Origin of the sequence: Streptomyces sp. NPDC000229, from assembly GCF_040300825.1 — a bacterium.
Classification (GTDB): Bacteria; Actinomycetota; Actinomycetes; order Streptomycetales; family Streptomycetaceae; genus Streptomyces.
In genome coordinates, this window is record NZ_JBEPEL010000029.1 from 31,439 (window position 1) to 44,286 (window position 12,848).

Annotated in this window: 11 protein-coding genes; 3 read left to right on the forward strand and 8 right to left on the reverse strand. The window is 70.0% G+C overall.

What is annotated here, in order from left to right:
- The first annotated feature begins 99 nt into the window (after positions 1–99).
- Positions 100–1,977, forward strand: a complete 1,878-nt coding sequence (locus ABT360_RS16755; protein ID WP_351816177.1) for an AfsR/SARP family transcriptional regulator — start codon at positions 100–102, stop codon at positions 1,975–1,977.
- Here ABT360_RS16755 and ABT360_RS16760 read toward each other — a convergent pair.
- The 3 genes from ABT360_RS16760 to ABT360_RS16770 are packed head-to-tail and all read right to left on the reverse strand — an operon-like array spanning position 1,946 to position 5,335.
- On the reverse strand, positions 1,946–3,451 hold the full coding sequence (locus tag ABT360_RS16760; protein WP_351816108.1) for a cation:proton antiporter: 1,506 nt from the start codon (positions 3,449–3,451) through the stop codon (positions 1,946–1,948). The two genes, ABT360_RS16755 and ABT360_RS16760, sit on opposite strands and share 32 nt — an antisense overlap.
- On the reverse strand, positions 3,448–4,056 hold the full coding sequence (locus tag ABT360_RS16765; protein WP_351816110.1) for a flavin reductase family protein: 609 nt from the start codon (positions 4,054–4,056) through the stop codon (positions 3,448–3,450). The genes ABT360_RS16760 and ABT360_RS16765 overlap by 4 nt, the downstream gene beginning before the upstream one ends.
- Positions 4,057–4,105: 49 nt before the next feature.
- Complete coding sequence (locus ABT360_RS16770; RefSeq protein ID WP_351816113.1) at positions 4,106–5,335, reverse strand: class I SAM-dependent methyltransferase; 1,230 nt, start codon at positions 5,333–5,335, stop codon at positions 4,106–4,108.
- Positions 5,336–5,818: 483 nt separating this feature from the next.
- Between ABT360_RS16770 and sbnA the strand changes: the two genes are divergently transcribed.
- Together sbnA and sbnB are read left to right on the forward strand one after the other, a co-directional pair.
- Entirely contained in the window at positions 5,819–6,835 is a 1,017-nt protein-coding gene (gene sbnA / locus ABT360_RS16775; RefSeq protein WP_351816115.1) for a 2,3-diaminopropionate biosynthesis protein SbnA, read from the forward strand.
- Positions 6,829–7,854: a 2,3-diaminopropionate biosynthesis protein SbnB gene (gene sbnB / locus ABT360_RS16780; protein ID WP_351816118.1), complete on the forward strand. Its 1,026-nt coding sequence runs from the start codon at positions 6,829–6,831 to the stop codon at positions 7,852–7,854. Before sbnA ends, sbnB begins: the two co-directional genes overlap by 7 nt.
- Before the next feature lie 89 nt (positions 7,855–7,943).
- On the opposite strand, the gene ABT360_RS16785 is transcribed toward sbnB, so the two are convergent.
- The 5 genes from ABT360_RS16785 to ABT360_RS16805 all read right to left on the reverse strand — a co-directional run bounded on the left by ABT360_RS16785 (position 7,944) and on the right by ABT360_RS16805 (position 12,802).
- Positions 7,944–8,897 carry a Gfo/Idh/MocA family protein gene (locus ABT360_RS16785; RefSeq protein WP_444852255.1) on the reverse strand — a complete coding sequence of 318 codons (954 nt, stop codon included), beginning with the start codon at positions 8,895–8,897 and terminating at the stop codon, positions 7,944–7,946.
- Positions 8,898–8,995: 98 nt separating this feature from the next.
- Positions 8,996–9,595, reverse strand: a complete 600-nt coding sequence (locus ABT360_RS16790; RefSeq protein WP_351816180.1) for a dTDP-4-dehydrorhamnose 3,5-epimerase family protein — start codon at positions 9,593–9,595, stop codon at positions 8,996–8,998.
- Between the two features lie 75 nt (positions 9,596–9,670).
- Entirely contained in the window at positions 9,671–11,083 is a 1,413-nt protein-coding gene (locus ABT360_RS16795) for an NDP-hexose 2,3-dehydratase family protein (protein WP_351816123.1), read from the reverse strand.
- 6 nt (positions 11,084–11,089) lie between these two features.
- Positions 11,090–12,202: a DegT/DnrJ/EryC1/StrS family aminotransferase gene (locus ABT360_RS16800; RefSeq protein ID WP_351816126.1), complete on the reverse strand. Its 1,113-nt coding sequence runs from the start codon at positions 12,200–12,202 to the stop codon at positions 11,090–11,092.
- Between the two features lie 66 nt (positions 12,203–12,268).
- The gene (locus ABT360_RS16805; protein ID WP_351816129.1) at positions 12,269–12,802 is read right to left on the reverse strand and encodes a GNAT family N-acetyltransferase; all 534 of its coding nucleotides are present in this window, start codon (positions 12,800–12,802) and stop codon (positions 12,269–12,271) included.
- Between the last annotated feature and the right edge of the window lie 46 nt (positions 12,803–12,848).

Here is a 12,848-nt window from a genome sequence, read left to right on the forward strand (position 1 = left end):
GATCGTCGTAGCATCAATGATACGGGGGTATCGGGCTTGCATGCATCATTGAGCGCATCTCTTCTCGGATCGGTGACCGCTTTCCGAGGGGAACACGAGGTGGAACTCGGTTCACCGACCCAAAGAACCGTGTTCGCCGTGCTGGCCGCGCATGGGAACCGAGTAGTGAGCCGGGACGACTTAGTCCGTGCTGTCTGGGGCGTCAACGCGTCCGAAACAGCGATGAACAGCGTCTACACCTATATCGCCCGGCTGCGGAAGTCCCTCGAACCGGAGCGCCCGCGCTCCGCGCAGTCCGAGGTCCTGCTGTCGAACAGGCTCGGCTACATGCTGCGCATCCCCGCCGACCAGGTCGACACCGAGCGGTTCAGCTCCGCCCTGGCCGACGCCCGGCGACTGCGCGCGGACAACGCCAGTGAGCAGGCCGTCGGGAGGCTCCGCGCAGCGCTCGGTCTGTGGCGTGGTACGCCGTACGCCGGCGCCGTCGGGGCCTTCGTCGAAGCGGAGCGCACGCGGCTCGCCGAGACCCGCATGCTGGCGATCGAGGACTACGCCGAGACGCTCCTGGAACTGAACCGGCCGGCTCCCGCGATCGGCGAACTGTCCGCGCTCGTGCAGCGCTACCCCTTGCGGGAACGCCTGCGGCTGCTGCTGATGCGCTGCCACGTCGAACTCGGCCAGCACGCCGACGCCATCGCCAACTACCACGCCCTGCGCACCAGACTGGCCGAGGAGCAGGGCATCGAACCGGGCGAGAGCCTGCGGGAGCTGTACGAGAGGGTGCTGCGACCCGAGCGCCCGCGCGTCCCGCGACAGACCAGGAGGGACATCGTCGGCGGCCCCGCCGAGGACACGCGCCGACAGGCCCCGGCAGTCACACGGGCGCCCGTGGCGGCCCAACTCACTCGTCAGGACAGGTGGTTCACCGGGCGCGAAACCGAGCTCCAGCAGTTGGACACCCTGGTACGGGCCGGAGGCCACACGGGTGAGTCCACGCTGCTGCTGCTCACCGGCGGGCCCGGGGTGGGCAAGACCGCGCTCGCCAACCGCTTCGCGCGGCTCCAGTCCGAACGGTTCCCCGACGGTCAGATCCACCTCGATCTGGGAGCGTTCTCCGCACGGGGCAAGCCGTACAGCGTGTTCTCCGCACTGCGCCGGCTGACCTCCGCGCTCGGCGAGACACGGCCGCTGGCCGACCTCGATCTGGAGACCGCCTACCGGAGCAGGGCCGCGGACCGCCGTCTGCTCATCGTCCTGGACAACGCCGCCTCCGTCGAACAGGTCCGGCCGTTGCTGCCCGGGACCTCCTCCTCGCTGGTGATCGTCACCAGCCGTTGGGGCCTGGCCGGACTGATCGCACGGGACGGGGCACGGCGCTTCGTGACGGAGGGACTCGCCGACGAGGACGCCCTGCGGCTGTTCAGCGGGATCGTGGGAGAGACCTTCGTCGCGCGGCACCGCGCCGCGGTGGACGAGATCATCGCGGCCTGCGAGGGGCTGACGCTCGCGCTGCGCATCGCGGCGACCCAGATCAACATCGCGCCCTTCCCGGAGGTGGCCCTCCGCCGGTTCCGCACCGGCAGCCTGCTCGACACCCTGTCCCTGCCCGGTGACGAGCACTCCTCGCTGAGTGCCGTGCTCGGCTGGTCCTACGCCAGCCTGCCGCCGGAAGCCGCCCAGATGTACCGGGCGTTCGGCCGGCACTCCGCACGCGACGCCGACCTGGAGCGCGCCGCGGTCCTGAGCGGGCGGACGGTGAGTGACGCACGCCGCGCCCTCGGCGTGCTCACCGACGCGGGCCTGGTACGCGAGGTGGCACCGGACCGCTTCCGGATGCACGGGCTGCTCCACGAGCACGCACGCCGGATGGCACTCGTGGAGCAGGGGAGGGCGATGGGCAGGGGATACGACGACCCCGACACGGGGTTCGCCGTGCGGCGCCCGGTCACGGACCGGAGTCCCGCGACGTGCGCGTGACGCCGTGGACCTCCCCGCTGCGCCCGCCGCTCGCGTCGGGCACCGGGTCCCTGCCCAGGCGGGGCACGACCACACCGGTCAGGGCCGTGGTGGTCATGGCCAGCAGCACCAGCATGGTGAAGCACAGATCGTTGATGAGACCGGCCTGATGGCCGATCGTCGCCACGATCAGCTCGGTGACGCCACGGCAATTCATGAGGACGCCGATCTGCCACGACTCGCGCGGGGTCATCCCGGCGAGCCGGGCGGCGCCACCCGCGCCCACCACCTTGGACACCTGCGCCACCACCAGTACCGCCGCGAAGAGCAGCCAGATCCCGGGTTCCGAGCCGAAGGCGCCGAGTGACGTCCGGACGCCGACTCCGGCGAAGAACACCGGGAGCAGCACCAGCATCGTGAAGCCGCGCAATGTGTTCACCACCCGTTCCACGGCGGGCACGTCGCGCGGCACCGCGGTGCCGAACAGGAATGCCCCGATGACCGGGTGCAGGTGCATCACTTGGGTGAGCAGCGCCCAGCCCACCGCACCGGCGATGAGAACCACCGCGAGCAGCCGCTCGGACGGCGCGCGGGCGAACAGCCGCCCCAGCAGCGGCCGTACGCCGAGGTAGGTCAGCGCCACCAGCGCGGCGACCCACACGACGGTCTTCAGCAGGTGGCCACCGCCGCCGGCCGGGGACCCGGTGAGCAGCACGGTGAGCACCAGCCAGGCCAGGCCGTCGCCCAGCGCGGCGCAGGTCATGGACACACTGCCGGCCCGTGTGCGGTCCAGGCCCAGGTCGACGAGGATCCGCGCCAGTACCGGCACGGCCGTGATGGAGACCGCCAGGCCGAAGAAGAGCGCGAACCTGGTCGACGTCGTGTCACCCGACAAGTGGGGGGCGAAGGCCAGCGCCAGCCCCGTACCGCAGAGGAAGGGCAGCGCCATGCTGCCGGCCAGGACGGCACCCAGCGGCCCCTGGTTCCGGGCCCGCTCGATCCGCACCTCGCTGCCGATCAGGAACATGAAGACGACCAGGCCCAGCTGGGCGACCTTGTCCAGACCGGCCAGCACCGCAGGGGGGAACATCAAGTCGGTGGCCGCGGGCCACAGCGCTCCGAGCACGGACGGGCCCAGCATCAGGCCGCCCAGGATCTCCCCCACCACCGGGGGCTGACCGATCCGGCGCAGCAGCTCCCCGAACAGGTGGCTCACGCACAGGACGACCGTGAGGGCGAGCAGAAAGCGCGTGAGCGGGTCGTCCCACAGGGTGCCGGGACCGCCCGAGAAGAGGCCGGTGAGGACGAGGACCGCCGCACCCGCGGCGACGACCCCCAGCGGCCCCCAGAGCCGCCGCGTGCCCTTGCCGCCGCCCCTGCCGGGGACGGTGCCGGCAGGGGCACCGTCCCCGGACCCGACCGGCCGCGACGGGGACGCGGCCGGGGTGTGCGAGCCGGACGACGGGGGCGGCGGGGTGCGGGGCGAGGAAGTCACGAGACGTTCGCTTCCGCCCGCACGCCGTCCACCGCTCCGGCACGGTCCACGCTCCGGAAGGCGCGCCTGCCGTACAACAGCGGCCAGCCGGCACCGTTCTCCACGCCGACGACCTCACCGAAGACGGCCATGTGGTCGCCGATCTCCACGCTCTCGACCACCCGGCACTCCGCCACCGCGTAGGCGTCCTCGTGCAGCCACGGCAGGCCGAGCCGCGAGGAGCGGCGCCAGGCCGTCCGCGCGAACCGGTCGGGCACGGCCGAGGCGAACACCCCGGCCGTGTGCGCTCCGCCCTGGTGCAGCAGGTTCACCGCGAAGCTGCCCTCGGCGCGCAGTGCCGCCAGCGTCCCGCTCCGGACGTCCAGACAGACCTGGAGGGTGGGAGGCGCGAGGGTCACGCTCGTCAGCGAGCTGCACGTCAGCCCGTGCGGCCGGCCCTCGCCGTCGAGTGCCGTGACGATGGAGACCCCGGTGAAATAGGAACCCATGAAGTCCCGGAAGGCACCGGTGTCCGTCAGGTCACGGGCCTGCCGGGGCCGTGGCACGGCCGGCGCGGCGGGCAGCCGTTCCGGTTCACCGGTCGCGTTCTGTACGCCGGCTCTCATGGCGTACGTCCTCCCCTCCTCGACGGACGGCTTCGTGTCCCAGTCCGCGTCATACGATCCGGACGTCGGGCACGTAGAGGATCCACTTGCCACCGGCGTCCCGGAACGCCTGCTCCTTGGCCATGATCTCGTCGGCGTGGTTCCAGGCGAACAGCAGCGCGTAGTCGGGGTAGTCCGCCGCGAACGTGTCGGGCGTCACCACCGGGATGTGGGTTCCCGGCGTCACCCGGCCCTGCTTCGCCGGCGTCGTGTCGCAGACGAACGACACGAGGTCGGGGGTGATGCCGCACAGGTTGGTGACCGTGGCGCTCTTCGCCGTCGCGCCGTAGGCGACGACCTTCTTCCCCTCGTCCTTCAGGCGGCGCAGCAGGCCGGTGAGGTCGTCCCGGATCACGGTGACCTTGCGGCCGAACTCCTGCAGGGTGGCCGGCTCGGCGAGCCCGCTCTCCGCCTCGTCCCGCAGCAGGTCGGCGACGGCCTGCGACGGTGTGCGCTCACCCGCCGGGGCGAGCGTGTAACGGACCTCGCCGCCGTGCACGGGCAGCCGCTCGACGTCGACCAGCTCCAGGCCGTTGCGCGCCGCCATCTCCCGCACGGAACGGGCCGTGAAGAAGAAGAAGTGCTCGTCGTAGATCTGGTCGAAGGACGTGCGCTCCACGATGTCGCCCAGGTACGGGTCCTCGAAGACGAACACGCCCGTGGGCTTCAGCAGCGCGCGTACGCCGCTCAGGACGGACTCCATGTACGGGATGTGGCACAGCGTGTTGGCCGCGTAGATCACGTCCGCCCGGCCGTCCTCGGCCGCGATCTCCTTGGCCGTCGACTCCTCGAAGAAGGACTTGCGCACCCGCACGCCCTTGGCGGCCGCGACGTCCGCGACGCCACCGGAAGGCTCGACACCCAGGTGACGCACCCCGGACTCGGCCATGACCTTGAGCATCACGCCGTCGTTGCAGCCCAGCTCGACGACGAACGGGTCGTCGGCGGTCAGCTCGGTGGCAAGGAGCCGCTTGGCCAGGCCCTCGAAGTGCTCCCGCATGTAGGCGGAACCGGAGGAGTGGTACGGGTACTCCTCGTGGAACATGTTGTCCCGGGGCACCTCCTCCATCAGCTGCACCATCGTGCAGCCCTGGCACAGCCCGACCGCGAGCCGGAAGAAGAACTCCTTCTCGAAATCGAAGCCAGGGGTGTGGAAGGCGTCGGACAACGGCTGGCGGCCGAAGTCGAAGAACTCGGTCACCTGGTCGCCGCAGACGCGGCACTGCGAAGTGCTCGGCATGAGATCTCCTGGGGGCACGAATACCGCGCCACGAAAATTGGGACGGAAAGTCCGTACGGAATGCGGTACGGGAAAGCCGACTCCGTCGACCTGAGCACGGGGCCATGTCGAAGCGTAAGTGGCGGATGAGCCAGATTCTTCACAGAAACAGGGCCGCGACGGAAGTGCGGGCAATCGGATTCTGTCCCGCTGGCGGGACACACCGGCCGCCGTCACACGGGCCGTGCGCAGGTGTGGGCACCGTCGACGCAGGATATCGACACCACGGCGGACACGCTGTTACGGGAGCGGGCCCGACGCCCGCCGGGCCCGCGGAGAAACTCGGACAACGGTGGTGGACACACCCCGGAATTGGCCAAGTACGGTACGGGCAACCGTTAACCGAATGACAGGGGCGTCAAGCGCATGGGGGAACCGCACAGTCTTCTTCAGGACCAGGTGGAGCCCGTGGCGGAAGCCGAGGTCAAAGGAATCCTCTCGGCCGTGGGTAATACGCCCCTGGTCGAGTTGGAGAAAATAGCAGCCGACGGTGAATTCCGGGTCTTCGCGAAGGTCGAGCGTTTCAATCCGGGCGGCAGCATCAAGGACAGGCCGGCGCTCAACATGCTGCTGGACAAGCTGCGTTCCGGGGAACTGGTACCCGGCAGGCACACCGTGATCGAGTCCAGCTCCGGGAACCTCGCCATCGGCCTCGCACAGGTCTGCTGCTACTACGGGCTGCGCTTCATCTGTGTCGTCGACGTGCGCACCACCGAACAGAACCTCGCGGTCCTGCGCGCCTACGGCGCCGAGGTGCAGGTCGTCACCGAGCCCGATCCGGTGTCCGGCGAGTACCTGCCCGAGCGGCTCCGTCGCGTCGCGGAACTGGCCGCGAGCATCCCCGGTGCGTACCTGCCCGACCAGTACGGCAACCCGCTCAACGCCGCGGCCCACCTGACGACGATGCGGGAGATCGACGAGGCCCTCAAGGGCGAGGTCGACTACGTCTTCTGCGCGGCGGGCACCACCGGCACGCTGGGCGGCTGCGCCGCCTACGTACGCGAACAGGGCCTGAACACCAGCGTCGTCGCCGTCGACGCGGTGGGCAGCGTGCTGTTCGACTCGCCGGTGTCGTGCTCCCGGCTCATCCCCGGGCACGGCACCTCCGTCCTGCCGTCCCTCTTCGACCCCACCGCCGCCGACCACGTCGTCCACGTCACGGACCTGGAGGCCGTCGTCGGCTGCCGCCGGCTGGTGCGGCACGAGGCGCTGCTCGCCGGCGGCTCCTCCGGGGCCATCGTCGCCGCCCTCGGCAAGATGGCGCCGCGCATCCCGGCCGGGTCGGTCTGCGTCCTGGTCCTGCCCGACGGCGGTGACCGCTACCTCGACACCGTCTACTCCGACGCCTGGGTGCGGCGCCACTTCGGCGAGGTCACCCACCTGTGGGCGGACGACCCGTCCTCCCGTGACACCCCACCGCACGGCGCCGGTATCGACCTCAAGGAGACTGTTTCGTGCTGATCATCGGACACCGGGAGACCCGCCGGGTGATGGAGGGCCGGGAAGAGGAGATCCTGTCGCTGGTGGGGGAGACCTACCGGCTCCACGAGGCGGGCCGCACCGCGCTGCCGCACTCGGTCTTCCTGCGCTTCCCCGACAGCCCCCGGGACCGCATCATCGGCCTGCCCGCGTACGCGGGCGGTGACAACGCCGTCGCCGGAATGAAGTGGATCGCGAGCTTCCCCGGCAATGTGGCCCGGGGCAAGGAACGGGCCAGTGCCGCGATCCTGCTCAACTCCATGCAGGACGGGCGTCCCCGGGCGTGCGTCGAGGCGTCGCTGATCTCCGCGCGGCGCACCGCGGCCTCGGCCGCCCTCGCGGCCTCCCTGCTGACCACTGAAGGCACACCGCGCGGCATGTCACTCCTCGGCTGCGGGCCGATCAACCGCGAGGTGCTGCGGTTCACCAGGGCGGCCCTGCCGTCGCTGCGGGAGGTCGTCGTCCACGACCTGGACGCCGCCCGGGCCGACGCGTTCATCGCACAGGGGGGCGCGGACTTCCCGGAGATCACCTACCGCCGTGCCGCGAGTGCCGAGGACGCCCTGGGCGCACACCGGCTGGTGTCGTTCGCCACCACCGCCGGCGAACCGCACACGGACCTGACCGCGTGCGCACCGGGCACCACCGTGCTGCACGTCTCGCTGCGCGACCTGACGGTCGAGGCGGTGCTCGGCGCGCAGAACGTCGTGGACGACGCCGATCACGTGTGCCGTGAGCGGACCTCGCTCCACCTCGCCGAACAGGCGACGGGCGGGCGGGAGTTCATCGACGCGCCCATCGGTGCGCTGCTGGACGGGAGCGCGGACTTCCGGCGCGACCCGGAGAGGACCGCCGTCTTCTCGCCGTTCGGCCTGGGCGTCCTGGACATCACACTCGCCCAGTGGGTCCACGAGGAGTGCGTGCGGCGCGGACTCGGTACCCGGGTGGACGGCTTCCTGCCCGACGACGAGGCCGGTACGGCACCGGCCACCGCTTCCTGAGGCGCGCCCGTTCTTCCGCTGAGAAAGCCTCCCGGATCACCCGACCAGCGGGGACCGGGAGGCTTTCAGCTGCCCGCCGGGCCGGGGCGTCAGACGGAGGTGACCTCGGCGACGCGCCGGATCTCGTCGATCAGCGCGGCCTGCCGCAGCGTGCCCTCCTGCTGGGCCTGTACGTTCTCGTCACCGGCGACCGCCCGGACGAAGGTCTCGACGACATTGGCGAACTGGTCGTCGGCGGGCAGCACGAACTCCTCGCGGTGGTCCTGCCGTTCGACCCGCAGTACCGGCTGGTACGTCGGGGGCGGGGTGAAGGCGCGGTCCACCGAGAGGTGCCCGGTGCTGGCCGACAGGGTGTAGGTGTTGCGGTACGCGTGCTCCATGCCGAACGTGAGCTGGGCGGGGATTCCGGCGGGCGTGGACAGCAGCACGCTCCCCGACATCACCACGCCGTGCCGTTCGTCGTGCCGGAAGACGGCCCCCGCCACCCGGAGCCGGGAGCCGAGGAAGAACTGCGCGGCACGGACGGGATAACCGCCGAAGTCCAGGAACGCGCCACCGCCCACCTCGCTGCGGTAGCGGATGTCCCCGGCCGGCTTGGGTGGAATGGTGAACGTGGCGGTGAAGCCGCGCAGTTCGCCGATGGCGCCGTCCGCCAGGACCTTGCGTACCGCCTCGTGCTGCGAGTGGTAGAGGAACATGTAGTTCTCCAGCAGCACCAGTCCGCGCGAGCGGGCCAGTTCCACGAGGCGGCGGGTCTCGGCGAGGCTGCCGGTCATCGGCTTCTCGACCAGGACGTGCTTGCCCGCCTCCAGTGCCCGGGTGACCCACTCGGCGTGCAGGAGACCGGGCAGCGGGATGTACACGGCGTCGATGTCCGGCAGCTCCAGCAGCGCGTCGTACCCCTCCAGGGGCAGGCCGCCGTAGCGGTCGGTGAACTCCACGGCCGACTGCTTGCTGCGGCTGGCGATCGCGGCGACCTCCACGCGGGTGTTGCCCGCCATGGCGGGAAGGGTGCGCCGCCAGGCGATGTCCGCACACCCCATGACCCCGACGCGCAGTCTGTCGCTCGTGTCTCGAAACATGTGGAAGAACTCCGCTCAGCATGGGATGGGTGAGGCGATCGGCTACCCGGGAACAGGGGTCAGCTCCGCGACGGGCTCTGCTTGAGAGCCTCGTAATGGGCGACGCATTCCTCGTAGGTGGGGAGCAGTCCCAGGGACTGCGCTTGGGCCAGCGTGGGAGCGCCGGCGTCCTTGTCCGACATCACGGGCTCCTGCGTGAGGTCCCACGGGATGCCGATCTCCGGGTCCAACGGGTTGACCTCGATCATCGTCCCGGGGATGTACACCTCCGAGCAGAGGTAGTTCATGCACGCGTCGTCCGTGAGGGTCAGGAAGGCGTGGCCGATGCCGTCGGCCAGGTAAACGGCCGTTCCCGAGTCCTCGTCCTGAGGCGTCACGTCGTACTGGCCGAAGGTGGGCGAGCCGACCCGCAGGTCCACCGCCACGTCCAGCACCGCCCCGCGCACACAGGTGACGAGCTTGCCCTGGCCGGGCGGCAGCGAGGTGCTGTGGATACCCCGCACCGTGTGGCGCCGGCTCAGGGAGTAGTTCGCCTGCCCGACGACGAACGGGTAGCCGATGATGTCCGTGAGGATGTCGGCGCGGAAGGCCTCGTAGAAGTGGCCGCGCCGATCCGGCTTCTTGTTCGGGACGATCCGGTAGGCGTCCCGGATCGACATCTCTGTCACGCATGCTGCATCAAACATGTCCGACCAGCTTCCGAAAGGTGATTGCGTACGTGGCGCTGTCGCCCGTCAGCACAGGCTGTACAGGCAGGTGAGCAGGGACCGCGCCTCGACGTTCAGGTAGTGGCCGTGGCGCAGCAGATCGGTCAGCTGACGTGCTGTCATCCAGCAGAAGTGCTGCGGCACGTCGAGCGGGAACTCCTCGCCGACCTCAATGATCTGATAGCGCGTCAGCGCGTTGTGGAAACGGCCGCCCTCCTCGGAGAGCACGTGGTCGTACCGCGTCGTGGCGGCGCCCGGGCGCAGCGCGTCCCGCAGGAACGACTCGGCGACGTCGCCGGTCTCCTGCCCCGGAAGCAGGTGCACGGTCGGCGCCATCTCCACCTGGTCCATCAGCCCGTACTCGGGGCGCGCCCGCACCAACAGGTGCAGCACCCCGTCGATGGGGCGGGCGAGGAACACCGCCCGCCCCTCGCCGTACGGGTTGAGCAGCGGCTGCGTCCAGCGGGTGACCTCACGCGTCCCGGCGGCGACCTCGACGGCGAGAATGCGGAAGTTCCTGCTCTCGGTGTCGGTGATCTCCCAGGTGTCGCGCGACCAGCCCGACAGCTCGTTCATCGGGACCAGGCGTGCCGTCCAGTCGCACCGGGTCTTCGCCTCGGTGAACCAGCTCAGGATCTCCCCCGCGGTGTGCAGCGCGTGCTTGCTGCGACCCGCCGTCTGGTACTGGAAGGACCGGACCAGGGCGTCCCGGAAGGCGCTGCCCGTCGAGCCCTCGGCCTCGTCGGGGAGGGCGAAGGGCATGCAGGACAGGACCGTGCGGGCGTCCATGTTGAGCAGGTTGTCCCGCTGGGTCAGTTCGCGTATCTGGGCGAGCGTGAGCCAGCAGAAGTTCTCCGCCAGGGGGACGTCGTCCGTGGCCAGGACGACCATGTTCCGGTTCCGCTTGCGCCAGAACCACGCACCCTGCTCCGACTGGAGCACGTCCACCAGCACCTGGTCGCGGTCGGGTCCGATGAACCGCTCCAGGTAGAGCGTCCCGGCCCCGCGGTGCACCCGGGTGAAGTTGCTGCGGGTGGCCTGCACCGTCGGGGACAGCTGGATCGTGTTGACGTTCCCCGGCTCCATCTTCGCCTGCATGAGGCAGTGCAGGACGCCGTCGAACTCCTTGACCACGATGCCGAGGACGCCGATCTCCGGCTGGTGGATGATCGGCTGCGACCAGGTGTCGCGGGTGCCTTCGCGCACCCGCAGCCCCTCGACGGTGAAGAACCGTCCGCTGTCATGGCGGAGGTTCCCGGTCGCGGGGTCGAAGGACCACGCGTCCAGGCGGTCGAAGGGTATGCGCTCCACCGAGAAGCCGCCGGTCCGCAGCCGTTCCTCCCACCAGCTGTGGAACTCCGCCGACGAGGTCAGGCGGGGGCCGTCCGCCTCCCAGCGGAGGGCGGGACCGTGCGGTCCCGACTCCACGACGTGTGTCATCTCCGGTCAGAGCCTTCCCGCGACATCGCGCACCGTCTCGATGACCCGCTCCTGCTCGGCGTCGGTCAGCGATGGGTACATGGGCAGCGAGAAGATCTCGTCCGCCAGGCGGGTGGTGACCGGCAGGTCGTCCTTCGTGTAGCCGAGGTGGCTGAAGCCCGACTGGATGTGCACCGGCCACGGGTAGCTGATGTTGAGCGCGATGTCGTGCTCCTTCTTCAGCGTCTCGATGATCCGGTCGCGCTGGGGATGGCGCACCACGTAGACGTAGTAGACGTGTTCATTGCCCGGCGCCGTGCGCGGTGTGACGATGCCGGTGCCCTCGAACGCCTCCGCGTACCGGTCGGCGATGGCCCGGCGGCGGGCGACGTAGTCGTCCAGGCGCGTGAGCTTGCGGCGGAGGATCTCCGCCTGGACCTCGTCGAGCCGGCTGTTGTGACCGGGCGTCTCCACGACGTAGTACCGGTCCTCCATGCCGTAGAAGCGCAGCCGCCGCAGCCGGGCGTCGACCTCCGCGTCGTCGGTCACGGTGGCGCCGCCGTCGCCGTACGCCCCGAGCACCTTGGTCGGGTAGAAGGAGAACGCGGCGGCGTCGCCCATCGACCCGGCGATACGACCGTGGTGACGGGCGCCGTGCGCCTGGGCGCAGTCCTCCAGGACGACCAGGCCGTGCTCGGCGGCCAGGGCCTCCAGCGGGGCCATGTCGACGCACTGGCCGTACAGATGGACCGGCAGCAGGCAGCGGGTGCGCGGCGTGATGGCCGCCGCCACCTGGTCGACGTCCATCAGGTACGTGTCGGGGTCGATGTCGACGAACACCGGCTTCGCCCCGACGGCGTCGATCGCGATGACGGTCGGCGCGGCGGTGTTGGAAACGGTGATCACCTCGTCCCCGGGCTGGACACCCAGGGCGCGCAGGCCCAGGACGATGGCGTTGGTTCCGTTGTCGACGCCCACGCAGTGTCCGACACCGTGGTACGCCGCGAATTCCTGCTCGAACGCGCTGACGCTCTTTCCGAGCACCAGCTGCCCCGAACTGAACACCGTGTCGACGGCTTCGAGGATCTCCGCGCGTTCTTTTTCGTACTCCGGCAAATAACCCCACACATGCTGGGTCATCGAGCCTCCAGGGTTCCCGTCGGGATGCAAGAGCTGACTGGTGAATGTGTCCGTCGTACGGCCGGGTCAGACGATCTGCTTGAGGAGGTCCACCCCGAGCGTGTCCCAGTCGTCACGGTGAATGGCGAGAACGTGGACGTCCCGCAGACTGCCGTGCACATAGGCGTGATCCGGCAGTACGGCCTCGGACCTGAGCAGCGAACCGAACTCGTCACCGAAACCGATGCCGGAAGTGTCCGGCGACGTCAGATGGACGTACACCTTACGGGTACGCCACATGGTGAAGGCGAAGTTGGCCGTCAGGGCGTGGGCGTCGGTCGCGAATTCCGCGGCCGTCTCCGATGCCAGGCTGACGTCCATACGGAGATGGCCGGCCGCCTCGAGCGTGGAGAGCGTGCTGAACCCCACGACCTCCTCGGTGTCGTTCCGGTGCACGAGGAAGCAGGCCGAGAGCCGCTCGCCGAAGGATTTCACGAAATCGTCGATCAGCGGGAGCCCCGGGCTCCCCAGGCGGAAAAGAATCTCATACGCCTGAGCGGCGTCCTCGGCGCCGGCCGGGCGCAGCGAGACGCGCCTGGACGTGGTGTGCGGGAAAAGCATGGGGTCCCTTCCGTCGGGGCCGGGTCGGCAGTCGAACAGCGGCCCC

Bases quoted from the DNA above. Each gene is read 5' to 3' on its own strand.
- ABT360_RS16785 (WP_444852255.1), bottom strand. From the start codon at position 8,897: ATGGGGTGTGCGGACATCGCCTGGCGGCGCACCCTTCCCGCCATGGCG.
- ABT360_RS16790 (WP_351816180.1), bottom strand. From the start codon at position 9,595: ATGTCGATCCGGGACGCCTACCGGATCGTCCCGAACAAGAAGCCGGAT.
- ABT360_RS16795 (WP_351816123.1), bottom strand. From the start codon at position 11,083: ATGACACACGTCGTGGAGTCGGGACCGCACGGTCCCGCCCTCCGCTGG.
- ABT360_RS16800 (WP_351816126.1), bottom strand. From the start codon at position 12,202: ATGACCCAGCATGTGTGGGGTTATTTGCCGGAGTACGAAAAAGAACGC.
- ABT360_RS16770 (WP_351816113.1), bottom strand. From the start codon at position 5,335: ATGCCGAGCACTTCGCAGTGCCGCGTCTGCGGCGACCAGGTGACCGAG.
- ABT360_RS16765 (WP_351816110.1), bottom strand. From the start codon at position 4,056: ATGAGAGCCGGCGTACAGAACGCGACCGGTGAACCGGAACGGCTGCCC.
- ABT360_RS16805 (WP_351816129.1), bottom strand. From the start codon at position 12,802: ATGCTTTTCCCGCACACCACGTCCAGGCGCGTCTCGCTGCGCCCGGCC.